General features: G+C 71.2%; 24 protein-coding genes and 3 pseudogenes. 19 read left to right on the top strand and 8 right to left on the bottom strand.

Annotated elements, in window-relative coordinates; all coding sequences use genetic code 11:
* Nucleotides 1–142: 142 nt before the first annotated feature.
* Together ACZ4EG_RS12045 and pqqB are read left to right on the top strand one after the other, a co-directional pair.
* Nucleotides 143–1,255: a hypothetical protein gene (locus ACZ4EG_RS12045; protein ID WP_467790552.1), complete on the top strand. Its 1,113-nt coding sequence runs from the start codon at nucleotides 143–145 to the stop codon at nucleotides 1,253–1,255.
* Between the two features lie 64 nt (nucleotides 1,256–1,319).
* Nucleotides 1,320–2,210, top strand: a complete 891-nt coding sequence (gene pqqB / locus ACZ4EG_RS12040; protein WP_467790551.1) for a pyrroloquinoline quinone biosynthesis protein PqqB — start codon at nucleotides 1,320–1,322, stop codon at nucleotides 2,208–2,210.
* Here pqqB and ACZ4EG_RS12035 read toward each other — a convergent pair.
* Nucleotides 2,207–2,614: a MarR family winged helix-turn-helix transcriptional regulator gene (locus tag ACZ4EG_RS12035; protein WP_453550581.1), complete on the bottom strand. Its 408-nt coding sequence runs from the start codon at nucleotides 2,612–2,614 to the stop codon at nucleotides 2,207–2,209. The genes pqqB and ACZ4EG_RS12035 overlap by 4 nt on opposite strands.
* A 113-nt stretch (nucleotides 2,615–2,727) precedes the next feature.
* Nucleotides 2,728–3,078, bottom strand: a complete 351-nt coding sequence (locus tag ACZ4EG_RS12030; protein WP_316751470.1) for a VOC family protein — start codon at nucleotides 3,076–3,078, stop codon at nucleotides 2,728–2,730.
* Nucleotides 3,079–3,211: 133 nt separating this feature from the next.
* Between ACZ4EG_RS12030 and ACZ4EG_RS12025 the strand changes: the two genes are divergently transcribed.
* Nucleotides 3,212–3,541: a sensor histidine kinase gene (locus tag ACZ4EG_RS12025; RefSeq protein WP_453550577.1), complete on the top strand. Its 330-nt coding sequence runs from the start codon at nucleotides 3,212–3,214 to the stop codon at nucleotides 3,539–3,541.
* A 64-nt stretch (nucleotides 3,542–3,605) separates the two neighbouring features.
* Nucleotides 3,606–3,998 (top strand): annotated as a pseudogene (locus tag ACZ4EG_RS12020) (response regulator); the annotation flags it as partial.
* Between the two features lie 18 nt (nucleotides 3,999–4,016).
* Here ACZ4EG_RS12020 and ACZ4EG_RS12015 read toward each other — a convergent pair.
* Genes ACZ4EG_RS12015 through ACZ4EG_RS12000 form a run of 4 tightly spaced genes read right to left on the bottom strand, consistent with a single transcriptional unit; the run spans nucleotide 4,017 to nucleotide 8,189 of the window.
* Complete coding sequence (locus ACZ4EG_RS12015) at nucleotides 4,017–5,048, bottom strand: LacI family DNA-binding transcriptional regulator (RefSeq protein ID WP_453550575.1); 1,032 nt, start codon at nucleotides 5,046–5,048, stop codon at nucleotides 4,017–4,019.
* Nucleotides 5,045–5,950 carry a carbohydrate ABC transporter permease gene (locus ACZ4EG_RS12010; RefSeq protein WP_467790550.1) on the bottom strand — a complete coding sequence of 302 codons (906 nt, stop codon included), beginning with the start codon at nucleotides 5,948–5,950 and terminating at the stop codon, nucleotides 5,045–5,047. Before ACZ4EG_RS12010 ends, ACZ4EG_RS12015 begins: the two co-directional genes overlap by 4 nt.
* Entirely contained in the window at nucleotides 5,947–6,873 is a 927-nt protein-coding gene (locus ACZ4EG_RS12005) for a carbohydrate ABC transporter permease (protein WP_467790549.1), read from the bottom strand. Before ACZ4EG_RS12005 ends, ACZ4EG_RS12010 begins: the two co-directional genes overlap by 4 nt.
* The gene (locus ACZ4EG_RS12000) at nucleotides 6,870–8,189 is read right to left on the bottom strand and encodes an ABC transporter substrate-binding protein (protein ID WP_467790548.1); all 1,320 of its coding nucleotides are present in this window, start codon (nucleotides 8,187–8,189) and stop codon (nucleotides 6,870–6,872) included. Before ACZ4EG_RS12000 ends, ACZ4EG_RS12005 begins: the two co-directional genes overlap by 4 nt.
* Before the next feature lie 237 nt (nucleotides 8,190–8,426).
* Between ACZ4EG_RS12000 and ACZ4EG_RS11995 the strand changes: the two genes are divergently transcribed.
* From ACZ4EG_RS11995 to ACZ4EG_RS11925, 15 genes and pseudogenes are all read left to right on the top strand, one after another.
* Complete coding sequence (locus tag ACZ4EG_RS11995) at nucleotides 8,427–10,448, top strand: beta-galactosidase (protein WP_467790547.1); 2,022 nt, start codon at nucleotides 8,427–8,429, stop codon at nucleotides 10,446–10,448.
* Between the two features lie 77 nt (nucleotides 10,449–10,525).
* Nucleotides 10,526–11,656 (top strand): annotated as a pseudogene (locus ACZ4EG_RS11990) (glycoside hydrolase family 53 protein); the annotation flags it as partial.
* Between the two features lie 212 nt (nucleotides 11,657–11,868).
* Entirely contained in the window at nucleotides 11,869–12,156 is a 288-nt protein-coding gene (locus ACZ4EG_RS11985) for an ArsR family transcriptional regulator (RefSeq protein ID WP_453550560.1), read from the top strand.
* A 63-nt stretch (nucleotides 12,157–12,219) separates the two neighbouring features.
* Entirely contained in the window at nucleotides 12,220–13,188 is a 969-nt protein-coding gene (locus ACZ4EG_RS11980; protein ID WP_467790546.1) for an SMP-30/gluconolactonase/LRE family protein, read from the top strand.
* A gap of 77 nt (nucleotides 13,189–13,265) precedes the next feature.
* Nucleotides 13,266–13,727, top strand: coding sequence for a fluoride efflux transporter CrcB (gene crcB / locus ACZ4EG_RS11975; RefSeq protein ID WP_453550554.1), 462 nt, complete (start codon nucleotides 13,266–13,268; stop codon nucleotides 13,725–13,727).
* Nucleotides 13,724–14,098 carry a DUF190 domain-containing protein gene (locus tag ACZ4EG_RS11970; RefSeq protein ID WP_453550552.1) on the top strand — a complete coding sequence of 125 codons (375 nt, stop codon included), beginning with the start codon at nucleotides 13,724–13,726 and terminating at the stop codon, nucleotides 14,096–14,098. The genes crcB (ACZ4EG_RS11975) and ACZ4EG_RS11970 overlap by 4 nt, the downstream gene beginning before the upstream one ends.
* Before the next feature lie 2 nt (nucleotides 14,099–14,100).
* Entirely contained in the window at nucleotides 14,101–14,475 is a 375-nt protein-coding gene (crcB, locus tag ACZ4EG_RS11965; RefSeq protein WP_453550550.1) for a fluoride efflux transporter CrcB, read from the top strand.
* Nucleotides 14,476–14,547: 72 nt separating this feature from the next.
* A complete protein-coding gene (locus ACZ4EG_RS11960) occupies nucleotides 14,548–15,384 on the top strand; it encodes an undecaprenyl-diphosphate phosphatase (RefSeq protein ID WP_453550547.1) in 837 nt (278 codons plus the stop codon).
* A 427-nt stretch (nucleotides 15,385–15,811) separates the two neighbouring features.
* A complete protein-coding gene (locus ACZ4EG_RS11955) occupies nucleotides 15,812–16,489 on the top strand; it encodes a FadR/GntR family transcriptional regulator (protein ID WP_363299158.1) in 678 nt (225 codons plus the stop codon).
* Nucleotides 16,486–17,925: an amino acid permease gene (locus ACZ4EG_RS11950; protein WP_453550541.1), complete on the top strand. Its 1,440-nt coding sequence runs from the start codon at nucleotides 16,486–16,488 to the stop codon at nucleotides 17,923–17,925. Before ACZ4EG_RS11955 ends, ACZ4EG_RS11950 begins: the two co-directional genes overlap by 4 nt.
* Before the next feature lie 43 nt (nucleotides 17,926–17,968).
* Nucleotides 17,969–18,985 (top strand): asparaginase, encoded by a 1,017-nt coding sequence (locus tag ACZ4EG_RS11945; protein WP_467790545.1) that lies wholly within the window; start codon nucleotides 17,969–17,971, stop codon nucleotides 18,983–18,985.
* Between the two features lie 132 nt (nucleotides 18,986–19,117).
* Complete coding sequence (aspA, locus tag ACZ4EG_RS11940; RefSeq protein ID WP_467790544.1) at nucleotides 19,118–20,530, top strand: aspartate ammonia-lyase; 1,413 nt, start codon at nucleotides 19,118–19,120, stop codon at nucleotides 20,528–20,530.
* Nucleotides 20,531–20,589: 59 nt separating this feature from the next.
* On the top strand, nucleotides 20,590–21,519 hold the full coding sequence (locus tag ACZ4EG_RS11935; protein ID WP_467790543.1) for a glutaminase: 930 nt from the start codon (nucleotides 20,590–20,592) through the stop codon (nucleotides 21,517–21,519).
* Nucleotides 21,520–21,656: 137 nt separating this feature from the next.
* Entirely contained in the window at nucleotides 21,657–23,051 is a 1,395-nt protein-coding gene (mptB, locus tag ACZ4EG_RS11930; RefSeq protein ID WP_467790542.1) for a polyprenol phosphomannose-dependent alpha 1,6 mannosyltransferase MptB, read from the top strand.
* Nucleotides 23,048–24,424, top strand: coding sequence for a glycosyltransferase 87 family protein (locus ACZ4EG_RS11925; protein ID WP_467790541.1), 1,377 nt, complete (start codon nucleotides 23,048–23,050; stop codon nucleotides 24,422–24,424). Before mptB ends, ACZ4EG_RS11925 begins: the two co-directional genes overlap by 4 nt.
* Nucleotides 24,425–24,483: 59 nt before the next feature.
* On the opposite strand, the pseudogene ACZ4EG_RS11920 reads toward ACZ4EG_RS11925, so the two are convergent.
* Nucleotides 24,484–25,287 (bottom strand): annotated as a pseudogene (locus ACZ4EG_RS11920) (D-alanyl-D-alanine carboxypeptidase family protein); the annotation flags it as partial.
* A gap of 102 nt (nucleotides 25,288–25,389) precedes the next feature.
* Nucleotides 25,390–26,538: a transcription termination factor Rho gene (rho, locus tag ACZ4EG_RS11915; protein ID WP_467790540.1), complete on the bottom strand. Its 1,149-nt coding sequence runs from the start codon at nucleotides 26,536–26,538 to the stop codon at nucleotides 25,390–25,392.
* Nucleotides 26,539–26,839: the final 301 nt, after the last annotated feature.

Genomic DNA, 26,839 nt, shown 5'->3' with positions numbered 1-26,839 from the left:
TCACCGCGAGCACACCGTAGGCGTCGGGCGCGTCCGGGACACTCCGCAATGCGTGGCCGTTGTCCGCACTCCGTACGGCGCCCATGACCCGTCTGCGGTGCTCCCCGAGTCCCCGGAGCCGGGCGCCGTTCAGAATGACCGCATGGCATGGATCTCCGGCGCGGCCGGGGCGCTGGTGCTCGCACTGGTCCTCAGCAGCATCCTGCGCACCCTGGTGGTGCCCCGCGGGCTGTACTCCGGGCTGGTGTTCCGCCTGTGGTGGGTGCTGCGCAGACTGCTGCGGCTCACCCAGCGAGGGGGCGGATACGAGGCCGTCGACCGCGCGCAGACCTGGCTCGCCCCGCTGATGCTGATCGGGATGCTCACCACCTGGCTCGGCGGGGCCCTGCTCGCGTTCGGGCTCCTGCTGTACGCGCTGTCCCCGCTGTCCTGGGCCTCGGCCTTCCGGGAGGCGGGCAGCAGCCTGTTCACCCTCGGCTTCGCCAGCGGGGCCCGGCTGAAGCTGTCGGCGCTCGACTTCGCCGCCGCGGCCACCGGACCCGTCGTCATCGCCCTGCAGATCGCCTACCTGCCGACGCTCTACAGCGCCTACAACCGGCGCGAACTGGAGGTCACCCTGCTCCAGTCCCGGGCCGGCGAGCCCGCCTGGGGCCCCGAGGTGCTGGCCCGGCAGTGGCTGGTCGACACCGAGGGCGCGCTGCCCGAGCTGTACCGCGCCTGGGAGCGGCTGGCCTCGGACATCGGGGAGAGCCACTCCACGTACCCGATCCTGCTGACCTTCCGCTCCCCGCGCCCGCACCGCAGCGCACTGGTCGGGCTCGTCGCCGTCATGGACGCGGCGGCCATGCAGCTCTCCCTGGCCCCGCGCGTCGCGCCGCCGGAGGCGCGGCTCGTGCTGCGCGCCGGGTTCACGGCCCTGCGCGACATCGCCCGCGCGCTGCGCATCCCCTTCGACGCCGACCCGGCACCGGACGCCTCGATCCTGCTCACGTTCGGGGAGTTCGAGGAGGCGGTGGCGAGAGTGGAGGCGGCCGGTTTCCTGGCCGAGCGGCCGGCCAAGGACGCCTGGCCGCACTTCCGGGGCTGGCGCGTCAACTACGAGGCGATCGTCTACGAGTTGTGCCGCCGCTGCGACGCGGTCCCGGCCCTGTGGACCGGCCCGCGCGACTTCGTGGCCGGTCCGATCCCGCCCCGGCGTCCGGTGGACCGGCGTCCCGGCGAAGGTCGGCCGGAACTGCCCCCCGCCGAGGGGTAGTCCACCGGCCTCCGGAGGGAAGATCCCAGCGGAGGGACCGGGAGAGCGAGAGGAGCGGATGGTCGTGAGGGTCGTCCTGCTGGGCACGGCCGCGGGCGGTGGCTTCCCGCAGTGGAACTGCGCCTGCGCGCTGTGCACGGCCGCCCGGGACGGCAAACTGCCTCCCCGCACCCAGGAATGCCTGGCCCTCACCGGCAACGGGCGCGACTGGTGGCTGCTCAACGCCTCGCCCGACATCGGCACCCAGCTCACCGCCACCCCGGCGCTGTGGCCGGGCCTCGGCCCCCGCGACACCCCGCTGCGGGGCGTGCTGCTGACCGATGCGGAGGCCGACCACGTCACCGGTCTGACGGTGCTGCGCGGCGCCGTGGACCTGAAGGTGTACGCGGCCCCGCCGGTGCGTGCCGTGCTCGCTCCGGCCCGCGCGGCACTGGACCGCTATGCCCCCTGGGAATGGGCCGACAGCCTGGCCGACGGCGGATTCGTGCTGGCCGGCGGCCTGGTCGTCACGGCCCACCCGGTGGGGGACAAGATCCCGAAGTATGTACCGGCCCCCGTGCGGGAGCCGGACGACCGCTGGGTGACGGCGTACCGCGTGGAGGACCTGGCCACCGGGGGAGTCCTGGTCTACGCGCCCTGCGTGGCCGCCTGGTCGCCCGTCCTGGACGAGCTGTGCGCGTCGGCGGACTGTGTGCTGTTCGACGGCACGTTCTTCGCCGCCGACGAGATGGGTGCGGCGGTGCGGTCGGGTGCCGGGCAGGGGGCCATGGGGCACCTTTCCGTCACGGGTCCGCGCGGCAGCCTCGCCGCCCTGGCCCGCCATCCCCGCCTGCGCCGGATCTACACCCACCTCAACAACACGAACCCGCTGCTCGACCCGGCCTCACGGGCCCGGTCGCGGGTGGCCGAAAAGGGCGTCGAAGTGCTGCCGGACGGTGCCGAGTTCGTGGTCTAGCCGGTGCTCTCCTCGGCGCCCTCCAGGGTGCGGGCCAGCGCGGCACGTTGCAGTGGCAGCACTTCGGTGTGCAGGTCACGGCCCTTGCGGGTGAGCGTGACCCAGACCCCGCGCCGGTCCTCGGCGCAGACGGAGCGCTCCACCAGGCCGTCCTTCTCCAGGCGGGCTATCAGCCGGGACAGCGCGCTCTGGCTGAGATGGACCCGTCCGACGATGTTCTGCACCCGGCACTGGTCGCCCTCGCGGGGCGCCTCGGAGGCCAGGATGTCGAGCACCTCGAAGTCGCTCGCGCCCAGGCCGTGCGGGTGCAGGGCCCGGTCGATCTCGCACATCGTGCGCGCGTGCACGGACAGGATGTCCCGCCAACGCTCTTCGAGCCGGGACTCGGCCGTTGTGACTGCCATACCCGCACGGTAACACCGATTCGGCCAATCGTTGAGTGTGCAACTAGTGCGGGTGCAAGCAGATTGTCCGACGGGCGCAAGCAGTCGTCCGACGCCCGGCCGGCCGTCCGGACTCAGGCGGCCGCGTCCTGCAGGAGCCCCACGAGGTTGCCGTCGGCGTCCTTCACCGAGGCGATCAGCCGGCCGCCACCGACGTCCTGCACGTCCTGCAGCAGCTCGGCGCCCGCCTCCAGCAGGCTCGCGAGCCGGGCCCGGATGTCGGAGACGTGCCAGTACGGCACGGGCCCGGTCATGCCCTTGGCGTGCCCGTTCGGGTCGAGACCGACGTCCTGCCCGGCGTCCTTGAAGCCGACGTAGTACGGCTCGTCCGCATAGGGCTCGACTTCGAGCAGGGCGCTGAACAGGGCCTTGGCCCGGGCGATGTCCTTGACGGGGTAGATGATCGTCTGGAGGCCGGCGGTCATGGTGAACTCACTCCTTCGTGGTGCGGGACCGACGTGATCCGTCGGTGGTCCCACGCTAGAGCCGGGGAGCGCGGGGCCGCTTCTCCGATCCTGACCGGTTCCCGCGTTCGCCCCTGACGGGCCGGGGCCGCTGGTGGACCGGATATCGTTCGCCGGACTGCCCGTCCGGGTCCGGGTCTCCGGCGACCCGCGCCCCCTCCCGCGGGGCGGCGACGGCGGCAGGGCGGAGGTGGGCGTGCGCTACGCCGACCACACCCTGCGCGTGGAGGTCCTCAGCACCGGCACCAGCGTGCGGACCGGCTGCGCTGCCGTGCGGCCGCCCGTGTCTGGACGCCACGAGGGCGCGGGGCGCGGCCGGTCGGGCCTGCGGGAGCGGGTCGCGGTGTACGGCGGCGACTTGGACGCCCGCCGACGCCTCGGCGGCTACCGCGTCCGGGCACGCATACCTCTGGACCGCCCATGACAGCCGCCGCGTAATCGGAGGGCCCGCCGGGCGGCCGGAGGCCGGGCCCGAGCGGGTGCCGCGTGTGCTGATCGTCGACGACCGGACGCTGATCGGGACCGGCTTCCGGCTGATTCTGACGGCCCGCAGCATCGACGTGGCGGCCGGACGTCGTCCCGATGGACATACGCATGCCGGCCATGGACGGCCTGGAGGCGATCCGGCGCATCCTCGAACAGGACCCGGACTGCCGGGCACCGATGTTGTGACGACCTTCGACCTGGACCGCTACGTGTACACGGCACTCTCGCTCGGGGCGAGCGGCTTCCTGCTGAAGGACGTGACCCCGGAACATCTGGCGGCGGCCGTACGGCTCGTCGCCACCGGCGACGCCCTGCCGGCCCCGTCCAGCACCCGGCGGCTCGTCGAGCGCCGTGCTGCGAAGGACGACCGCGGGCCCACCGTACCCACCGACCTCCGACACGGAACCCGCGCGTCAGGTCGACTCGCGGCGCACCAGTTCCGTCGGCAGGATCACCGCCGCCGGGTCCTCGCCCCCGATCTGGGCGAGCAGCACCCGGACCATCTCGTTGCTGATCCGGTCCCACGGTTGGCGGATCGTGGTGAGGGCCGGGTTGACCGCGGTGGCCGCCGGGGAGTCGTCGAAACCGCCGACGGCGATGTCGTCCGGCACCCGCCTGCCCGCCCGCTGCAGCACGCTGAGCACGCCCTGCGCCATCAGGTCGGACGCGACGAACACGGCGTCCATGTCCGGCGCCCGGTCGAGCAGCCGCTCCGCGCCCGCCGCACCGCTGGCCCGGCTGTAGTCCCCGGAGACGATGAGCCGCTCGTCGGTCTCGATGCCCGCCTCGGCGAGCACCTCCTTGTACCCGGCCAGGCGCTCGACACCGCCCGGGGTGTCCAGCGGGCCGGTGACCACGCCGATCCGGCGTCGGCCCAGCGACAGCAGATGGCGCACCATGTCACGGGCGCCGTCCCGGTCGTCGGCCGCCACATAACTCACCTTGGAGCCCAGCCCGATCGGCTTGCCGCAGGCGACCAGCGGCACCCCCGCCTCGCGCAACTCCTCCGCGACCGGGTCGCCGGAGTGGCTGGAGACCAGCAGCACACCGTCGACATGCCCGGCCGTGATGTACCGCGTGATGCGCCGCCGTTCGTCCTTCGTGCCCGCCAGCATCAGCAGCAGCGGGATGTCGTGCGCGGCCAGCGCCTGGGTGCAGCCGCTCAGCAGCACGTTGAAGTTCGGGTCCTCGAAGAACCGCTCCTGCGGCTCGGTCAGCAGGAAACCGACCGAGTCCGAGCGTCCGGTGATCAGGGAGCGGGCGTGCCGGTTCACGACGTACCCCGTCCTGCGTATGGCGGCGTTCACCGCCTCCTGCGCGGCGGGGCTGACGTAGTGCCCACCGTTGAGCACACGCGAGACGGTGCCCCGCGAGACGCCCGCCTCGCGCGCCACGTCGTGGATCGTCGGCGGTTTCCGCCGGCCCCCCGGATTGCCCATGGTCATGACTTTACGGCTCCGGACAGCAGATCCAGACTCCAGAACCGCTGAATGACCAGGAAGAGGCCGATCAGCGGGAGGACCGCCAGGAAGGCGCCCGTGATCACCAGCGTGTACAGGGCCGGGGTGTTGGAGCCCTGCTCCAGGAGCGTGTACAGACCGAGCGTCAGCGGGAACCGCTCGTCGTCGCTGAGCATGATGTACGGCAGCAGGAAGTTGTTCCACACGGCCACGAACTGGAACAGGAACACCGTGACCATGCCGGGGATCATCATCGGCAGCGCGACCCGGGTGAAGATCCGCCACTCGCTCGCTCCGTCCATCCGCCCCGCCTCGACCACATCGGCGGGCACCGCGGCGGCCGTGTAGATCCGCGAGAGGTAGACGCCGTACGGCGAGAGGATCTGCGGCAGCAGCACGGACAGGTAGGAGTCCGTGAGACCGGCCTTGGCCAGCAGCAGGTACTGCGGAACGGCGAGGATCACCGGCGGCATCAGCACGCCGGCGAGCAGCACGTTGAACATCGTCTCGCGGCCCCGGAAGCGGTAGGTCGCGAGCGCGTAGCCGCTGAACGCCGACACGGCGGTGGACAGCAGGGCGCCGAGCCCGGCGTACAGGGCGGAGTTGCCCATCCACTGCCAGTAGATGCCGTCGCGGTAGGCGTCGAGGTCCTTGATGTTGTCGGTGAAACCGGTGCCGGGCAGGAAGGTGAAGGTGGAGAACAGCTCGCGCCCGGACTTGGTGGACGCGATCACCACCCAGGCGACCGGCAGCAGCGTGTAGACGGCGCCGATCAGCAGGGTGACGGTCGGCACCAGCGCGATCCGGCGGCGCAGCGGCGGGCCCTGTGCGGTGCCGGGGGTGGTGCCGGCGGCCGGGGCCGCCTTGCGGACGGCAAGAGAGCTCATCGCGCTGCCTCCTGCTTGTTGCGACGGTTCGCGGCCCGAAGGAACCCGAAGGACAGCACCAGCGTGGCCAGCGCGATCAGGGTCGCCTCGGCGGCGGCGGAGTAGATGTCACCGCGGTGGAAGGCGTCCTGGTACACCTTCATCAGCGGACTCCAGCTCGTGTTGACGGAGTTGGTGAGCGGCTTGAGGGTGGTCGGCTCGTTGAACACCTGGAGCGTCGCGATGATCGAGAAGAAGAAGGTCAGCACCAGCGAGGGCGCCACCATCGGGATCTTGATCTTCAGCGCGATCTGCAGCGGGGTGGCGCCGTCCAGCTTCGCCGCCTCGTACACCTCGGCCGGGATGGCCTGCAGCGAGGTGTAGATGACGATCATGTTGAAGCCGGTGCCGCCCCAGACAGCGATGTTCGACAGGGCGAGATAGAGCGGACCGCCGTCGAGCAGGTCGGGCTGCGGCAGGCTCAGCCTGTCGAGCACGTAGTAGAACGGGCTGACGTCCGGCAGGTACAGGAAGCCCCACATCAGCGCGGCCACCACGCCGGGGATGGCGTACGGCAGGAAGATCGCGAGCCGGGTGAACGGGGCGAGCCGCACCTTGTCGGAGTCCAGCATCAGCGCGAACAGCAGCGCGAGGCCGAGCATCACCGGGACGACGATGCAGCCGTAGCCGAGCACGCGCAGCGCGCCGTGCAGCAGTTCGCTGTCGTGGAACGCCCCGGTGTAGTTCTCGAAGCCGGCCCAGATCTCGCTGCGGGCGTGCGCCCCGAGGCCGAGGCCGGAGACGTGCACCTTGCGGAAGCTGAGCCAGACCGCGTACCCGATGGGCAGCGCGAAGAACAGCGCGAAGAGGATCGTTGCGGGGAGGAGGAAGGCATACGGGGCCCCCTTGACCCCGTACGCCTTCCGGCTTGCGGCGCGTGTCACTGAGAGACCCCGAAGCCCTGCTTCTTCATGTCGGCGACCGTGGCGTCCTGCATCTTGTCCAGGGCGGCCACGAAGTCCGACTTGTCCTTGGCGGCGACACCGAACGCGTCGTTGAAGGTCGCGTAGGCGACGTTCACGTTCGGGCCCCATGCGGACGGCGCGGTGGTCTTCGCGATGTCGGCCGCCTTGGTGTAGAAGTCCGCCTGGTTGGAGAAGAACTCCGGCGGGCTGGAGAACGCACCGCTGAGCTGGGCGGAGGTGGAGGCCGGGTAGATGCCGCCCTCCTTGGCCAGGGCGTTGAGTGCCTCGCCGTCCGTGTTCAGCCAGGCGGCGAACTTGGCGGCGGCGGCCCGGTGCTCGGAGTCGGTGGTCACGGCCGTGGAGGAGCCGCCCCAGCTGCCCGTGACGTTCTCGGTCCCGGACCACTGGGGGAGCGGGGTCATGGCCCACTTGCCCTTGGTGTCCGGCGCGGCCGTGGTGAGCGTGCCCGGTGCCCACACGGCGCTGACCCAGCCGATCTCCTTGCCCGTGTTGAGCGCCTTGTTCCAGGCCGGCTGGTACATCGGCTGGTTGTCGATGACACCGTCCTTGACCAGCCCGCCCCAGAACGTGGCGACCTTCTGGGTGGCCGCGTCGTTGATGGCGACCTTCCACTTGTCGCCGGAGGTGGTCCACCACTTGGCGCCGGCCTGTTGGGCGAGCCCCGCGAAGAGGCCGGAGTCGTTGGCGGAGAAGGTGGTCAGGGCCTTGTCCGGGGCCTTCTTCTTCAGCGCGCGGGCCGTCTCGGCGAACTGCTCCCAGGTGGTGGGGACCTTGAGGCCGTACTTCTTGAACAGGTCCTCGCGGTAGTAGAACATCATCGGGCCGATGTCCTGCGGCACCGCGTAGACGGCGTCCGTGCCCAGTGTGGTCTGCTGCCAGACGCCGTCGGCGAACTTGCTCTTCGCGTCGCCGACGTCCTTGGAGATGTCCGCCAGCGCGTCATTGCTCACCAGGGTCGGCAGCGCCTGGTACTCGGCCTGCACCAGGTCGGGCGCCTTCTTCGCCTTGTGCGCGGTGAGGATCTTGGTGACCAGCGAGTCGCCGGAGGCCTGCTTCTTCACCGTGACCGTGATCCGGTCCTTCTTCCCCGGCCCCTTGTTCCACAGGTCCACGACCTTGTCCATGCCGGGCGTCCAGGTCCAGTACGTCAGTGAGACCGGACCGGACTCGGTCTTGCTGTCGCTGTCGGACGAGCCGCAGGCGGCGAGGGTGGTGGCGCCGAGCGAGACGGCGACGGCAGTTGTCACGAGGCGACGGCGCTTCGTGTGCGGCATGGATCTCTCCCCTGACCTGGGTCCCCGCCCGCTGCGGAGACCTGCCATGCAGATGTGAGCGTTCACATGAGACGGGTCCTCGCCTGCCGCGAGGCCCTGCCCTGCGTCTGTGAGCGTTCACAGTAGAGAAACATCCAAGACACTTGTCAATGGTTGTTGCTGTGCGGTTATGTTGGGCTCGCGCCGCCAACGATGTGTGTGCACGTTCCCAAATGATCGATTAAGCGGGAGAGATCCATGCCGGAGACCACCCCCAGGGGCCTCACCAGGCTCGCCTTCGGTGGGGACTACAACCCCGAGCAGTGGCCGGAGAGCGTCTGGCAGGAGGACGTCCGGCTGATGCGGGAGGCCGGCGTCACGATGGTGAGCGTCGGGATCTTCTCCTGGGCGCTGCTGGAGCCCTCACCCGGCGCGTACGACTTCGGCTGGCTGGACCGGATCCTCGGCCTGCTGCACGAGAACGGCATCCGCGTCGACCTCGGCACACCCACCGTGGTGCCCCCGGCGTGGTTCTACCGGGCCCACCCCGAGGCGCTGCCGGTGACCGCCGAGGGCGTGCGCTACGAGTTCGGCTCCCGCGGCGCCATCTGCCACAGCAACGCCGACTACCGCGCGGCCGCCGCGAGCATCACCACGAAGCTCGCCGAGCGCTACGGCGACCACCCCGCGCTCGCGCTGTGGCACGTGCACAATGAGTACGGCGTCCCCGTCTCGGCCTGCTACTGCGACTCCTGCGCCGCCCACTTCCGCCGCCGGCTGGCGGACACCTACGGGAGCGTCGAAGGCGTCAACGCGGCCTGGGGCACCGCCTTCTGGGGACAGCACTACACGGACCTGGAGCAGATCAACCCGCCGCGCGCGACCCCGACCGTCGGCAACCCCGCCCAGGCGCTGGACTACCGGCGGTTCGCCGACGCCACCGTCCGCGAGAACTTCCGCCGGGAGCGGGACATCCTGCACCGGCTCTCGCCCGGCATCCCGGTCACCACCAACTTCATGACCGCGCTCAGCCAGTGCGACTCCATGGACTACTGGGCCTGGGGCCGCGAGGTCGACCTCGTCACCAACGACCACTACCTGATCACCGACGGCCGTCGCACCCACGTCAACCTGGCGATGGCCGCCGACCTCACCCGTTCCGTCGCAGGCGGCGCACCCTGGCTGCTGCTCGAACACTCCACCTCGGGCGTCAACTGGCAGCCCCGCAACCCCGCCAAGGCCCCCGGCCAGATGGCCCGCAACTCCCTCGCCCATGTGGCGCGCGGCTCCGACGGCGCCATGTTCTTCCAGTGGCGGCAGTCGCGGCGCGGCGCCGAGAAGTTCCACTCCGCGATGCTGCCGCACGGCGGCACCGAGACGCGGGTGTGGCGCGAAGTGGTCGAACTCGGCGCCGCTCTGGACTCATTGGCGCCGGTCCGCGGTACCCGCACGCGGGCCGACGTCGCCGTCCTGTGGGACTGGCAGTCCTGGTGGGCGCAGAACCTCCAGTGGCGCCCCAGCGAGGACCACGACCCGCGCGAGCGCGCCGACGCCTTCTACGAGGCCCTCTACGACCGCCACCTCACGGTCGACTTCGCCCACCCGGAAGCCGATTTGTCGGCCTATCCCCTTGTCGTCGTTCCCGCGCTGTACCTGATGACGGAGGCGGCCGGGAACAACCTCCGGGAGTACGTCGAGAACGGCGGCACGCTCGTCGTCTCCTACTTCTCCGGCATCGTCGACGAGCACGACGCCGTGCACGCGGGCGCCTACCCGGGCGCGCTGCGCGAGGTCCTGGGCCTGACCGTGGAGGAGTTCTCGCCGCTGCTCCAGGACGAGCGGGTGCGGGTCACCGGACCCGACGGCTCCGAGCTCACGGCCGACGTGTGGACGGAGTTCGTGGTGCCGCGCGGCGCCGAGACGGTGTGGACGTACGCCGACGGGCTCGCCGCAGGTCACCCGGCCGTCACCCGGCACCGGCTCGGCGAGGGCACCGCCTGGTACGTGTCGACCCGACTCGACGCGCACGGCCTGGACGCCCTGATCGGCTGGGCCGCCGAGGACGCGTGCATCGCCCCGTGCGCCGATCTGCCCCGCGACGTCGAGGTCGTGCGCCGCGCCGGCGAGTCCGGCAGCTTCTTGTTCGCGATCAACCACACCGCCACCGACGCCAAGGTGCCGCTGGACGCGCACGGCACCGAACTGCTGACGGGCGAACGCGCCGCGGGCCGCCTCGCCGTTCCCGCGGGAGCCGTCCGGGTCGTACGCCTCGACGGCTGAGCCGGCTTCCCTCCGCCCGCGTGAGCCGTCGAGCCGCGGGCGGAGGGGCTTGTCCTCCGGCCCCCATCGGAGGACCGATCAAGGTGACCAACAACCAGTGCACCATCAGCGTCAACAGTGACGCGAACGCGGGCAACTGGATCAATGTTGACGATCTGACCTTCACGTCCGGTACGACGAGTACGTCGATCCACGGTGCCGACATCTCCTCCCTCGCCAAGAGCGAGGCCAAGGGCGGCGTCTACCGGACCGGTTCCGGCAGCACCGGGGACGCCCTCGCCGTCCTGAAGTCGTACGGCATGAACTACGCCCGGCTGAAGGTCTGGGTGAACCCGGCCGACGGCTACAACAACAAGACGCGCGTGCTGGCCATGGCCAAGCGCATCAAGGCCCAGGGCATGAAGCTCCTGGTCGACTTCCACTACTCCGACACCTGGGCCGACCCGGGCGCACAGACCAAGCCGGCCGCCTGGGCGAGCCACTCGTACAGTCAACTCAAGACAGACGTGTACAACCACACGTACGACGTGTTGAACGCCTTGAAGGCTCAAGGCACCACCGCCGACATGGTCCAGGTGGGCAATGAGATCAATGGCGGCATGTTGTGGTCCGAGGGGTCGACCGGCAACTGGACGCAGCTCGCCGGTCTGCTCAACTCCGGCTACGACGCGGTCAAGGCCGTCAACTCGTCCACGGTCGTCGCGCTGCACCTGGCCAAGGGCGGTGACAAGGCCGGCACCGAGTGGTGGTTCGACAACGCGGTCGCCAAGGGCGTGAAGTTCGACGCGATCGGCCTGTCCTACTACGGCTACTGGCACGGCCCGCTCTCCGACTTCCAGACCACCCTGGACGACGCCGCCGCCCGCTACGGCAAGCCGGTCTTCGTCGCCGAGACGGCCTACCCCTTCCGCCTCGACAGCGACGACTCGCTCACCAACCAGATCGACACCACCGGTGAGCTGGTCTCCGGCTACCCGGCGACCGTGGCCGGCCAGACCAGGTGGATGAACGACGTGGCGAGCATCGTGGAAGCCGTCCCGAACGGCCGCGGCCTCGGCGTCTTCTACTGGGAGGCCACCTGGACCGCCGTCACCGGCAACGGCTGGGACCCGACCGACGCCACCTCCGGCAACGGCTGGGAGAACCAGGCGCTGTTCGGCTACGACGACAAGGCGCTCTCCTCCATGACGTGGTTCGGCCACCGCTGAGCCATCGCCGGCCGGGCCCGGCCGTAATAGGGGACGGCCGGGCCCTTCGGTGCCCTCCCGGGTACCTGCGCCCGTCCTGGGTACCAGGACAGAACAGCTTTCTGTCGTACGACGGTTCGGTACCGGACAAGGGTCGCGCAGTCCCGGACACGGCGGACCCTGCTGCGGGACAGTGGGACAGGCGCGTACCAGGCCAGGACGGAGGCGACGAGTTGCTGAGGAATCCCGTCGGCGTAAGGCGCCTGGACATCCTTGAGTGGCTGAAGGACCCGGCCGCCCACTTCCCGCCGCAGCGCCACGGTGACCCCGTCGAGGACGGAGTCACCGCACGAGCCGTCGCCGTCAAGCTCGGCGTGCCCCGCCGCGTCGCCGTCACGCACCTCGGGCTCCTCACCCGCCTGGGCCTTCTGCGTACCAAGAGACTCCGGTACCGCACGTACTACCGCCGCGACGACGTCCGTGTCGCCGAGGTGGCCCGCATCTTCGAGAAGGGCTGGTAGCCGTCGGCCGCACGGATCGGCTGCCAGGATGGGCGGACTTCCTACCGTGAAGGGCAGGCGCACATGGGCCAGGACCGTCCCACCGCACTCGTCCCCCGCCACCATGTCGCGATCGGCGGCCACGGCCCCGAGGACGTGGTGGCCGATGCCCGCGGCCGCGTCCTCACCGGTGTCGAGGACGGCCGCATCCTGCGCCTCGACGGACTCACCGACCCGGCCACGGCCCGCGTCGAGGTGCTCGCCGAGACCGGTGGCCGTCCGCTGGGCCTCGAACTCCTCCCGGACGGAGACCTGTTGGTCTGCGACGCGGAACGCGGCCTGCTCCGCGTAGGCCTCGGCGACGGCGTCGTGCGCGTCCTCGCCGACTCGGTCGCGGGGGAGCGGCTGCGGTTCTGCAGCAACGCCGTCGCCCTCTCCGACGGCAGCGTGTACTTCACCGTCTCCAGCCGCCGTCACCCCCTGGAGCACTGGATCGGCGACGTCGTCGAGCACAGCGGCACCGGACGCCTGCTGCGGCTCCCGCCCGGTGGCAAGACCCCCGAAGTGGTGCTGGAGGGGCTTCAGTTCGCCAACGGCCTCGCGCCCGCCGCCGACGAGTCCTTCCTGGTCGTCGCCGAGACCAGCGCGTACCGCCTGACCCGTTACTGGCTCACCGGACCCCACGCCGGACGCGGCGAACCCTTCGCCGACGCCCTGCCGGGCATGCCCGACAACCTCTGGCGCGACCGGCGGGGCGGCCCGATCTGGGTGGCCCTCGCCGGACCGCGCGTACCCCCGCTGGACCTGCTGCACCGGACCCCGCCCGCCGTGCGCCGAGCCGCGGCCCGGGTCGCCGTACGCGCCCCGTACCGCCCGACCGGCACGATCGGCGTCCTGGCGCTCGACGACGAGGGCCGGGTCGTCCACCACCTCGCCCGCCGCCACTCCGGCTACCGCATGGTCACCAGCGTCTGCGAGACCGACGGACAGCTGATCCTGGGGAGCATCTGGGAACGCGGTGTGGCGGTGTGCGAGGGTCCCCTCGCGAAGTGACCCGGCGCAGGCCGGGCGGTACCCTGTTCACCCACCGTGATCACCCGGCAGTGGGGCCGAACAGGAGACGAACGACCATGACCGCCCCGGAAGCCGAGAGCCTCCGTGTCCGGCCGAGCCCCGCGAGGCGTTCGGCCCGGCGCGCCCAGGTCCCCGTCGTCGCGGTGGTCGCGCTCGGCGGCGCGCTCGGCGCGACGGCCCGTTACGCCCTGACGCTGTGGTGGCCCACGCAGTCCGGGGGCTTCCCCTGGGCGACGTTCGTGACCAATGTCGTCGGATGCGCCGTGATAGGCGTGTTCATGGTGATCATCACGGACGTCTGGGCCGCCCATCGGCTGGTGCGGCCCTTCTTCGGTACCGGAGTGCTCGGCGGCTTCACCACCTTCTCGACGTACGCCGTCGACATCCAGAAGCTTGTTGACAGCGGCCACTCCGCCACGGGGCTGGCCTATCTCGCCGCGACCCTGGTCGCGGCCCTCGCGGCGGTGTGGCTCGCGTCCGCCGCGGCCCGCCGTGTCCTGACCGGGAGGCAGCGATGACCAGGCTCACGGGCCGCGCCCTGCGCGTGACCGTCTACATCGGCGAGAACGACACCTGGCACCACCGGCCGCTCTACGCCGAGATCGTGCACCGCGCCCGCGCGGCCGGTCTCGCGGGCGCCAGCGTCTTCCGCGGCGTCGAGGGCTTCGGCGCCTCGTCCATGATCCACACGTCACGGCTGCTGTCGCTGAGCGAGGACCTGCCGGTCGCGGTCGTGATCGTGGACACCGAGGAGCGGGTGCGGGCGTTTCTGCCGCAGCTCGACGAACTCGTCGGCGAGGGGCTGGTCACCCTCGACGACTGCGAGGTCATCCGGTACGTCGGCCGTGCGGACAGTCCGGGCGAAACGGACTCGAAGGGTAAGAAGTAGTTGTGAACTGGCTGCTGGTCGCCCTCGGGGCCGTGGTCGGAGCTCCGCTCCGCTATCTCACCGACCGGGCCGTGCAGTCCCGGCACGACTCGGTCTTCCCCTGGGGCACTTTCGTGGTGAATGTCACGGGCTGTCTGATTCTGGGCCTGCTGACCGGCGCGGTCTCGGCGGGCGCCGCGGGCCCGCACCTGCAGCTGCTGCTGGGGACGGGGCTGTGCGGGGCCCTGACGACCTATTCGACCTTCTCCTACGAGACCCTCAGACTTTCCGAGGCGGGTGCGGGGCTCTACGCTGCCGCCAACGTCGTCGCGAGCGTGGTGGCGGGTCTCGGAGCGGCCTTCGCCGGAGTGTGGATCGCCGGAGTGCTGTGGGCGTAGGCATTTGTCATTCGCCCGCGCGCAGTGAGACTGTCTACAGCACTGTCGACCAACTCCTCAGAACTGGATCCCATGAGCGCCATCTCTGTCGGTCAGGCCGTCGTCCTCGGAGTCGTCGAGGGGGTGACCGAATTCCTTCCCGTGTCGTCCACCGGTCATCTCAAGATCACCGAGGGGCTCATGAACATCCCCGTCGACGACAAGTCCGTCGTCGGTTTCTCGGCGGTCATCCAGGTCGGTGCCATCGCCGCCGTGCTCGTGTACTTCTTCAAGGACATCGTGCGGATCGTCTCCGCCTGGGGCCGCGGTCTGCGCAATCCTCAGGAGCGCTACCACCACGACTACAAGTTCGCCTGGTGGGTGATCTACGCGACGATTCCGATCGTCCTGGTCGGCCTGGCGGCCAAGCCTCTCATCGAGGGTCCGCTCGCCTCGCTCTGGGTGGTCGCGGGCTCCCTGATCGTCGGCAGTGGTGTGATGTGGGCGGCGGACCAGATGGGCCGCCACAAGCGCGGTGAGGACGACACCTCGTTCAAGGACGCGATGCTGGTCGGCTGCTCGCAGATCCTCGCCCTGCTCTTCCCCGGCTTCTCCCGCTCCGGCGCCACCATGTCCACCGCGCTCATCCTGGACCTGGACCGGGTGGCCGCCACCCGGCTGTCCTTCTTCCTCGGCATCCCGGCCCTGACCGGCGCCGGCATCTACGAGCTGAAGGACGCCCTGGGCGCCGGCGTGGGCGCCGCTCCGCTGGTCGTCGGCACGGTCGTCTCCTTCGTCGTCGCCTACGCCTCCATCGCCTGGCTGCTGAAGTTCGTCGCCAAGCACTCCTTCAACGCCTTCGTGCTCTACCGCATCGTCGTCGGCGCGGCGCTGTTCGGCCTGCTCGCGGGCGGCGTCATCGACAGCTGATCCGCGGCCGCCGGATCCGGTCGGCCCCTGGGCCCTGTCGTCAAACTCCCGCCTGCCCCGCGAGGCCATGCACGCTCCCCCAAGCTCTTCGAGCAGGGGGGACCCCCACTCGCCGCACCGGCCCCTGACCCACGTACATCCAGTACGAGGGCCAGGACCCGGCACCCCGAGAGCACGCTCCCCCAAGCTCTCGGCTTCGCTCGAGCAGGGGGACCCCCATGACGCCGCAAGGCCCGCCCTTCGGGCGGACGACGCGAGTTTGACGACAGGACCCAGCCCCGGGCGTGAAGTCTGCTTACAGGCTTCACGCCCGTTGAATTTTTCCTTTCGGCTCCCTTGACATCAGCCGTCGCTCACCCGGAACATCTCTCTCGTGAACCTGTCAGACAGCCAGACAGGTGGAGCGGGGCCGCGGCGCGTCAGCGCCATGGAAGCGGTCCTCGCCCACCTCCGCGGTGCCATCGAGCGCGGCGACTACGCCATCGGAGACAAGCTCCCCTCGGAGGCGGAGCTCTGCCGCACCCTCGAGGTCTCCCGCCCCGTGCTCCGCGAGGCCCTGCGGGCCCTGCAGACGATGGGCCTGACGGTCTCCAGGACCGGCAAGGGCACCTTCGTGGTGGCGAGCGCCGTCGAAGACCCCACCTTCGGCGACTACGCGGCCAGCGACCTGCTGGAGGTGCGCCGCCACATCGAGGTCCCGGTCGCCGGGTACGCGGCCCTGCGCCGCACCCCCGAGAACCTGGACCACCTGGCCCACCTGCTGGACCGCATGGAGCGGGAGACGGACACCACCGCATGGGTCGCGATGGACACCCTCTTCCACCTGGCCGTGGCCGAGGCCGCCCAGAACCCGGTGTTCCGCCGGGTCATCGAGGAGATCCGGGACGCACTGGCGCGTCAGTCGGCCTTCCTCAACCAGCTGGGCGGCCGCCGCGAGCAGTCCAACCGGGAGCACCGGGCCATCGTCGAGGCGCTGACCGACGGTTCGGAACTCGACGCGGTGGAGGCCATGTCCCACCACCTCGACCGCGTCGAGACCACCCTGACCGACATCGTGCGCTCCGGGCGCACGGACACCCCCACGAAAGGCGGAGCCGAGGCGTGAGCGAGCAGCACCTCAAAGACGAGACGCGCCCGTCGTCCGGTCATGTCGACGCCGGAGACACCGGCTACAGCAAGTCCCTGAAGTCCCGGCACGTCAACATGATCGCCATCGGCGGGGCCATCGGCACCGGCCTCTTCCTCGGCGCGGGCGGCCGGCTCGCCGACGCGGGACCCTCCCTCTTCATCGCGTACGCGGTCTGCGGCATCTTCGCCTTCCTCGTCGTGCGGGCCCTCGGCGAACTCGTCCTGTACCGGCCCTCCTCCGGCGCCTTCGTGTCGTACGCCCGGGAGTTCCTGGGGGAGAAGGGCGCCTACACGGCGGGCTGGATGTACTTCCTCAACTGGGCCACCACCGGCATCGCCGACATCACCGCGGTGGCCACCTACACCCACTACTGGGGCATGTTCTCCGACATCCCGCAGTGGGTGATCGCGCTGATAGCCCTGGCCGTGGTGCTCACCGTGAATCTGATCTCGGTGAAGATCTTCGGCGAACTGGAGTTCTGGTTCGCCATCGTCAAGGTCGGCGCGCTCGTCGTCTTCATGGCCATCGGCATCTTCCTGCTGGTCACCCAGCACCCCGTCGACGGCGCCACCCCCGGCCCGTCCCTGATCACCGACAACGGCGGCGTCTTCCCCAACGGCCTGCTGCCCATGCTGCTGATCATCCAGGGCGTCGTCTTCGCCTACGCCTCCGTCGAGCTGGTCGGCATCGCGGCCGGTGAGACCGAGAACCCCGAGAAGATCATGCCTAAGGCGATCAACTCGATCATGTGGCGAGTCGGCCTCTTCTACGTCGGCTCGGTCGTCCTCCTCTCGATGCTGCTGCCCTGGAACAAGTACACGGCCGGCGAGAGCCCCTTCGTGACGGTCCTCTCCCACATCGGTGTCCCGGCGGCCGGCGGCGTGATGAACCTGGTCGTCCTGACCGCGGCGATGTCGTCCCTCAACTCCGGCCTCTACTCCACCGGTCGCATCCTGCGGTCGATGGCCGTCAACGGCTCCGCCCCGCGGTTCACGGCGCGGATGAGCCGCAGCCAGGTCCCGTACGGCGGCATCCTGCTCACCAGCGGCATCTGCGTCCTCGGTGTCGGCCTCAACTTCGTGGTCCCCGCCGACGCGTTCGAGATCGTGCTGAACCTCGCGGCGATCGGCATCCTCTCCACCTGGGGCATGATCATGCTCTGTCACCTGCTGTTCTGGCGGAAGACCCAGAACGGCGAGCTGACCCGGCCCGGCTACCGACTGCCGGGTTCCCCCTGGACCGAACTCGTGACGCTGGCCTTCCTCGCCTCCGTCCTGGTCCTCATGTACGCCGACGGCGGCGCCGGACGCACCACCGTGCTGTGCCTGCCGCTGATCGTCGGGGCGCTGGTCGCGGGCTGGTACGCCATCCGCGGCCGCACGGCGCGCAAGTCCGCCGGAACCGGCGCGTGAATCCACGCCGGTCCACTCCAACCCACCAGTGATCCGGGCAGTCATGTACAGCAGTTCACCCGCGGACGCACCCCTTGTCCGTGAGCCCCTCCACGCTCCCGTCGCCCACCTGATACGCGGCGGGGTCGTGGAGGGCATCCACTACGGTTCCGTCGTCGTCCTCGGCGCCGACGGCGAGGTCCAGTTCCAGCTCGGCGACATCGAGGCCGCCTTCTACCCGCGCTCGGCGCTCAAGCCCGTCCAGGCCGTGGCCATGCTGCGGGCGGGGCTGCCGCTCGACGGCGACCTGCTCTCGCTGGCGGCCGCGAGCCACTCCGGCGAGGAACTCCACCTCGCCGGTACCCGGCGGATGCTCGAACTGGCCGGCCTCGCCGAGGACGACCTGCGCAACGTGCCCGACATGCCCTACGACCCCGTCGTCCGGGACGCCTGGGTGCGCGAGGGCCGGCTGCCCTCCCGGCTCGCCCAGAACTGCTCCGGCAAGCACGCGGCGATGCTCTGGACGGCCAAGCTCAACGGCTGGTCCCTGGACGACTACCTCGACCCGGCCCACCCCCTCCAGCAGGCCATCGCCGAGATCGTCGAGGACCTCACCGGCCAGCGCATCGCCCGCGTGACGGTCGACGGCTGCGGCGCCCCGCTGTTCTCCGTCTCCCTGCACGGCCTGGCTCGCGCGCTCGCCCGTATCACCACCGCGCCGCCCGGCACCCCCGAGGCCCGGGTGGCCGACGCGATGCGCGAGCACGCCGAGATGGCCTCCGGGTCCGGCCGGGACGTGGCCGCGCTGATGCGGGCCGTGCCCGGGCTGCTCGCCAAGGACGGCTTCGAGGGCGTCCAGGTCGCGGCGCTGCCGGACGGCCGGGCCGTCGCCGTCAAGATCGCCGACGGCGCCAACCGCGCCCGCGTTCCCGTCGCCGCGGCCGCCCTCGCCCGCGCCGGGGTCGCCCCCGCGCTCCTCACCGAGTTCGCGGGCGAACCGCTGCTCGGCGGAGCGGAGCCGGTCGGCTGCGTACGACCGGTGCGGGCGCTGGATCCGGTCCAGCTGCCGGCCTGCGCGTAGCGCTCCGCCGGAAACGACAGCCACCTTCTCGACTGCGGGCCGTCCAGGGACGGTGTCCCTGGCCGGTCGCGCAGTACCCCGCGCCCCCTCCGGGGCGCTCGTTCCCACCCCTCAGAAAGAGGCCGCACCACCATGACGACCGTCGCCACCCGAAGCGAACACGACCTGCTCGGCGACCGTGACGTCCCCGCCGACGCGTACTGGGGCGTCCACACCCTGCGCGCGGCCGAGAACTTCCCCATCACCGGCACGCCGATCTCCGTCTACCCGCATCTGATCGACGCGCTGGCCGCGGTCAAGGAGGCCGCCGCCCTCGCCAACGAGGAACTCGGCCTGCTGGAGCCGAAGAAGGCGGCCGCGATCGTCGCCGCCTGCCGCGAGATCCGCGGCGGCAAGCTGCACGACCAGTTCGTCGTGGACGTCATCCAGGGCGGCGCCGGCACCTCGACCAACATGAACGCCAACGAGGTCGTCGCCAACCGGGCGCTGGAACTGCTCGGGCACGAGAAGGGCCAGTACCGCCACCTGCACCCCAACGAGGACGTCAACCTCGGCCAGTCGACGAACGACGTCTACCCGACCGCCGTCAAGATCGCGACCGTCTTCGCCGTCCGCGGACTGCTCAAGGCCATGGCCCTGCTGCAGGACTCCTTCGCCCGCAAGGCCGTCGAGTTCCGGGACGTCCTGAAGATGGGGCGTACCCAGCTCCAGGACGCGGTGCCCATGACGCTCGGGCAGGAGTTCTCGGCGTACGCCGTCATGCTCGACGAGGACCGCAGCCGGCTCGCGGAAGCGGTCGAGCTGATCCATGAGATCAACCTGGGCGCCACCGCGATCGGCACCGGGCTCAACGCCCCCGCCGGATACGCCGAGTCCGCCCGCCGGCACCTCGCCGACATCACCGGGCTGCCCCTGGTGACCGCCGCCAACCTGGTCGAGGCCACCCAGGACTGCGGCGCCTTCGTCCAGATGTCCGGCGTGCTCAAGCGGATCGCCGTCAAGCTCTCCAAGAGCTGCAACGACCTGCGTCTGCTGTCCTCCGGGCCGCGCGCGGGCCTCGGCGAGATCAACCTGCCCCCGGTGCAGGCCGGTTCGAGCATCATGCCCGGCAAGGTCAACCCGGTCGTTCCCGAGGTCGTCAACCAGGTCGCCTTCGAGGTGATCGGCAACGACGTCGCCATCACCATGGCCGCCGAGGCCGGCCAGCTCCAGCTGAACGCCTTCGAGCCGATCATCCTGCACTCCCTGTCGGAGAGCATCACCCACCTGCAGAGCGCGTGCGTCACGCTCGCGGAGCGCTGTGTGGACGGGATCACCGCCAACACCGAGGCGCTGCGCGCGAGCGTCGAGAACTCCATCGGCCTGGTCACCGCCCTCAACCCGTACATCGGGTACTCGGCGGCCACCGACATCGCCAAGGAGGCCCTCGTCACCGGCCGGGGCGTGGCCGAACTCGTCCTGGAGAAGGGACTGTTGCCCGCCGAGACCCTCGCGGACCTGCTGCGTCCCGAGATCGTCGCGGGTAGCGGCGCACCCCGCCCCTGACCTGCTGATTCACACCGGCGACTACGCGCCCGGACCGGCCCGGAGGCACAATAGTGATCATGACAACGACGTCGTCCCGCACCTTCCTGCCGGTCCTGGAGCGCATCGCCGAGGAGATGGAGCGGACGCCCGGCCGCGGGCGTCCCGCCGACTACATCCCGGTGCTCGCGGCCTGCGACCCACGCCGTTTCGGCATGGCCGTGGCCGAGCTGGACGGCATGGTCTACGGGGTGGGGGACTGGCGGCAGCCGTTCTCGGCGCAGTCCATCACCAAGGTCTTCACCCTCGCCCTGGGCCTGGCCCGAGAAGGTGACGAACTCTGGGAGCACGTGGGCCGCGAGCCCTCCGGCAACCCGTTCAACTCCCTGGTCCAGCTGGAGTACGAGAACGGCATCCCGCGCAATCCCTTCATCAACGCGGGCGCCCTGGTGGTCACCGACCGCCTCCAGACCCGTACCGGAGACGCGGCCGGTGAGCTTCTGGCCTTCCTGCGCGCGGAGAGCGGCAACCCCGCCCTGGACTTCGACAAGGAGGTCGCCGCCTCCGAGACGGCACACGGCGACCGCAACGCCGCCCTCGCCCACTTCATGGTGTCGTACCGCAACATCGACAACCCGGTGCCGGTCCTGCTCGACCAGTACTTCCGGCAGTGCTCCATCGCCGCTTCCTGCGCCGACCTCGCCCTGGCCACCGGCTTCCTGGCCCGCCACGGCATCCGCGCCGACGGCACCCGGCTGCTCACCCGCAGCCAGGCCAAGCAGGTCAACGCGGTGATGCTCACCTGCGGGACCTACGACGCCGCGGGCGAATTCGCCTACCGGGTCGGCCTGCCCGGCAAGAGCGGTGTCGGCGGCGGAATCATCGCGGTCGTACCGGGCCGGTGCACGCTGTGCGTATGGAGCCCGGGGCTCGACGAGCGCGGCAATTCGGTCGCGGGAGTGGCGGCCCTCGACCGCTTCACGACACTCACCGGACTGTCGGTGTTCTGATCCACGAGCGTTTCCGTTGCGGCGTTCCAGCCGTTTTCCGTCGCCGATCACGCTCCGGTCACGTGCAGGCCGCCCGCCGGAGGGTGGGGCGTCGCCTTCCCGCCATTCGGCGTTGACACGCTTCCCCAGTGTTGGCCATGGCTTTTCCCGTCGATCTCCGCCGCTGCCGGATACTCGGTCTGGCCGGCACGGCCTTCCTCGCGCTGGGGGGTGAGACCGCCGGCGCCCTGCCCGTCCGGGAACTGCTGGCCCCCGCCTCGGCGCAGGCGGCCCTGGGCCTGGTCGGGGTGTACTTCGGCGTCGTCCTGCTGATCGCGGCCTGGTTGCTGCTCGGCCGTCTCGTCCGCAGCCCCGAGCCGCCGGCCCCGCGCGCCCTGCTGCTCGTCCTGGCCGTCTGGGCGGCCCCGCTGCTGCTCGCACCGCCGTTGTTCAGCCGGGACGTGTACAGCTATCTCGCGCAGGGTGCCATGGTCGACGCGCACATGGACGTGTATGCGCACGGGCCCGCCGTGCTCGGCGGTCCGCTGGCCGACGAGGTCGCCCCCGTGTGGCGCAACACCGGGGCCCCGTACGGCCCCGCGTTCCTGGCCGTGGCCTCGGCCCTGTCCGGACTGACCCGCGGCGAACTGCCCGCCGGGCTCGTCGGGATGAGGCTCGTCGCCCTGCTCGGGGTGGCCCTGATGGCGGCCGCGCTGCCCCGTCTGGCCCGGCACAGCGGCGCCGACCCGGCCGCGGCCCTGTGGCTGGGCGCCCTCAACCCGCTGGTCCTGCTGCACCTGGTCGCGGGCGCCCACAACGACGCCATCATGCTGGGCCTGCTCGGGGTCGGCCTGGTCGCCGCGCTCGGCCGGTGGCCCGTCCTGGGCGCCGTGCTCGTCACCCTTGCCGCGCTGGTCAAGGCACCCGCCGCGCTCGGCCTGCTGGCGATCGTGGTCGTCCAGGTGCGGGCGGGCCGAAGTCCGGCGCGGGCGGTCCTGACGACGAGCGCCGCGGCCGGTGCCACCACGGTCGCCGCCACAGCCGTGGCCGGCACGGGCTACGGCTGGATAGGCGCCCTGGACACCCCGGTGTCCGCGCACAACTGGGCGCTCACCAGTCTGCTCGGCCGGGCCACCGGCGCCCTGCTCGACCACCTCGGCAGCGATCTGGCGCCGCTGGCCATTCCCGTCTGGCACACGCTCGGCCTCGTGGTCACCGCCGTCGCCGTCCTGTTCATCTGGCTTCGGCTGCGTCCGCGGCCGGTGTACGCGCTCGGGCTGAGCCTGCTGGCGGTGGCCGCCTTCGGTCCGGCGATCCGCCCCTGGTACGCCCTGTGGGGCCTGTTCCTGATCGCGGCCGCCGCGCCGAGTACGTCGGTACGGCACCGGGTGGCCGCCCTGGCAGGGGTGCTCGCGCTCGCCGTCCTGCCCAGCGGCGGGCCCGCGGACATCGGCCAACTGGTGCTCGCCGTCTCAGGCGGCGTGCTGGCGGTGGTCGTCCTGTGGCAGGCCCACCAGGCGGCGCAGGCCCCGGCGCTGGGACGTACGGCATGAGAGCGCCCCGGACCGAACGCGGCCGGCTGGTCCTGATCGTCGTCCTCGCCGCCGTCGTCACCGTGTTCACGGCGACCGTGCCGCTGCTGCGCGACTGGTTCGACCTGCGGGTCTACTACGGAACGGTGAACACGTGGGTCCACCACGGCGGCCGGATCTACGACTACCTGGTGCCCGGGACGGCCTACGGCTTCACCTACCCGCCGTTCGCCGCCCTCGTCATGCTGCCGATGGCCTTCGTGGGACTGCGCACGGCGATCGTCGCCTCCGTGCTGCTCAACCTGGCCGCGCTGGCCTTCGTGCTGCGCATCCTGGCCGGAACCGAGTGGCGGCGCTACGGCTGGTACGGCTGGGCGCTGGCCGCCTGCGGGCTCGCGCTGTACGAACCGCTCCGTGACACCTTCAGTTTCGGCCAGGTGAACCTCCTGCTGCTGGCACTCGTGCTGGGCGACGGACTGCTGCTGGCGACCGGCCGCAGCCGCTGGGCGGGTGCCGGGATCGGCCTCGCCGCCGCGATCAAACTCACGCCCGCCCTCTTCATCGGGCTGCTGCTGCTCGCCCGCCGGTGGCGGGCCGCGGGTCTGGCCTCCGGGGTCGCCGTGGCCGCGACCGCGCTCGCGGCCCTGGCCGATCCCGGGGCCTCGCGCTTCTACTGGACCGAGGCGCTGTGGGACACCGGCCGGGTGGGCCGCCTCGACTATGTGTCCAACCAGTCGCTGCAGGGCGTACTGGCCCGGCTGGGCGCCGCGGACCGCCCGTTGTGGGCGACGGCGGTCCTGCTCGTACTGTGCGTGTGGGCGTGGCGGACGCGCCGGGCCGTCGCGGCGGGGGACTGGACGGCCGCCTTCGCCCTCACCGGTCTCGCCGCCTGTCTGGTCAGCCCGATCACCTGGGTGCACCACCTGGTGTGGCTGCTGCCGTCCTTCGCCGTGCTGGTCCGGTCCGGGCACCCGCGGGTGGCGGGCGCCCTGTACGCGGTGCTGTGCACCAGCGTCGTGTGGCTGTGGTTCGAGGACGCCTCCGGCATCGACGGATTCCTCGGCAGCAACATCTATACGTGGATCACACTGGGCCTGCTCCTCGGGCTGCCGTCCGGTCAGCCGCGCGCGGACCGGCCGCCCTTGACCCGCAGCGCCAGCGCCAAGGCCCCGGCGCCGAGACCGGCGGCGCCGGCGATGACGCCGGTGCCGGGCCAGTCGGAATCGCCGTCGGGAACCGAGGACGCGGCCGCCGCCACCGCGCCCGTGGCCGAGAAGGACTTCGCCCGCAGCCCGTCCAGCGAGCCCACCGGATCGACCCGCCCGGCGGCCGCGAAACCCCAGTCCAGCAGTGCGCGCGCCTCCTCGTACACGGCGAACCCACCGCCCTCCTGAGGGTTCATCACCGTCACCACGAGCGTGCGGCCGCCCTGGTGGGCGGCGGCGACCAGAGTGTTGCCGGCGTTGCTGGTGTAGCCGTTCTTGACGCCGATCAGACCGGGGTAGCGCGCCACGCCGTCCTCGCCGGTGAGCAGCCGGTTGGTGTTCTCGATGTCGAAGGACCCCGCGCCGTCCGGGAACCGGGCGTCGACGGTGGAGCAGTACCGGGCGAAGTCGGCGTTGTGCAGTCCGGCCCGGCCGAAGACCGCCAGGTCGTAGGCCGAGGACACCTGGCCGGGCGCGTCGTAGCCGTCGGGCGAGACGACATGGGTGTCCAGGGCGCCCAGGGCGCGGGCCTTGGCCTGCATCCCGGCGACGGTGCCGCGCACGCCGCCGTTGAGCGAGGCCAGCACGTGCACGGCGTCATTGCCCGAGCTGAGGAAGACCCCGCGCCACAGGTCGGCCACCCGGTACGTCTGTCCCTCCACGACCCCGACCAGGCTGCTGCCCTCGCCGACGTCCGCCAGTTCCTCCGGCCGCACCGTGTGCTGGATGCCGCCGGGCAGGACGGGCAGCACGGTGAGGGCGAACAGCGTCTTCAGGGTGCTGGCGGGCGGCAGTTTGCGGTGCGCGTCGCTCGCGGCCAGCACCTCGCCGGTGCCGGCGTCGGCCACCAGCCACGACAGCGCGGAGACCGCCGGGACCTCGGGCACCCCGGGGTGCGCTCTGACCTGTGTGCCGGACCGGTACAGGACCGCCGGCTGCGGTACCACCGTTCCGGTGCGGGAGGCGGCCGCGGCAGGCGTGAGCGCCAGGACGCCCGCCACGCACAGGGCACAGGTCGACACGGCCACCCGGGATGAGAATCCGATAGTCATATGGTCAACGTAGAAACGGTACTGCTGTTCAGCGCGCTGCCAGGGCCGGACGGTGTCAGCGACAACCCGGATGCCGCACGGGCCGTACGGCGAACCCGCGCGCTAGCCCGCCGGCAGCGTCGGCTGGACGCGGCGCAGGAAGGTCGCGTTGTCCGGGGTCTCGCGCATTCGCTCCAGCAGGGTCTCCAGGTTCGCCGGACCGCCGTCCCGGGACTGCAGGGCCCGGCGCAGACCCCGTACGGCGGTCAACTCGGCGGGGGAGAGCAGGAGTTCCTCGCGGCGGGTGCCGGACGTGCCGAGTTCGACGGCCGGGAACACCCGCCGGGAGGCGAGCTCCCGGTCCAGGCGGAGCTCCATGTTGCCGGTGCTCTTGAGCTCCTCGAAGTAGTAGCCGTCGGCACGGGAGCCGGTGTCCACCAGGGCGGTGGCGAGGATGGTGAGCGAGCCGCCCTCCTCGGCCCGGCGCGCGGCGCCGAAGAACCGCTTGGGGCCGAGCAGCGCCGCCGCGTCGACGCCGCCGCTGAGGGTGCGGCCACCGGAGGCCGCCGCGTTGTTGTGGGCCCGGCACAGCCGGGTGAGGGAGTCGAGGAGGACGACGACGTCCTCGCCGTCCTCGACGAGCCGCTTGGCCCGTTCGATCACGAGTTCCGCGAGCGCGATGTGCTGCTTGGGTGCCCGGTCGAAGGTCGAGGCGTACACCTCGCCGCGCACGGAGCGCCGCATCTCGGTGACCTCCTCGGGGCGCTCGTCGAGCAGCACCACCATCAGGCGGCACTCGGGGTGATTGCCGGCGACGGCGGCCGCGATCTGCTGGAGCAGTACGGTCTTGCCGGTCTTCGGCGGGGCCACGACGAGCCCGCGCTGGCCCTTGCCGACGGGCGCGAACAGGTCGGTGACGCGTCCGGCCAGGCCGGAGGCCGGGTGTTCGAGGCGGATCCGCTCGCGCGGGTGCAGGGGAGTGAGGTCCCGGAAGTGCCGGCGGCCGCGCAGCTCCTCGGGCGTACGGCCGTTCACACGCCCGACCTCGGTGAGCGAGCGCTGCGCTCCACGGACGCCCTCGACGAGGTCGCCCTTGCGCAGACCGTGACGGCGGATCAGTGCGGCACCGACCTGGGGGTCGGAGGCCGAGGGCAGGCAGCTCTCGGCGCGCAGGTACCCCTTTCCGCCGGCGTCGATGTCGAGGACACCGGTGACGGTCCGGGGTGTCGCGGGCTGCTGCTGTACAGGGGGCTGTTCGAGTGTGGTGGTCATCGATGGTCCTTTCACGGACGGAAGACATGAGGAAAGGGGGGAGAGGGCCGCGAGCGGGAGGCGTACGCCCATGCCTCCGGGCGGCGGGAACAGCACCTCGGACGCGCTCGGACACGCTTGGCCACGAGAGACGCGAGGTGGCGCTGGGAAACCGATGCGCGCCGACCGGAATCGACGGACGGATCGGGGCGATGAAGGGAAACTGGCACCGGCGCCCCAAAGGGGGCGTACACAAGTGCTGACCGCAGAGTACCACTCGACGCGGCGGCGCGCCGGTCGGTTGTCTCAACGCGCTGTCGGC

It is taken from the genome of Streptomyces sp. NPDC025638, assembly GCF_055558775.1.
The sequence above is the reverse complement of the archived record's forward strand: the minus strand, read 5'-3'. Positions and strand labels throughout refer to the sequence as shown.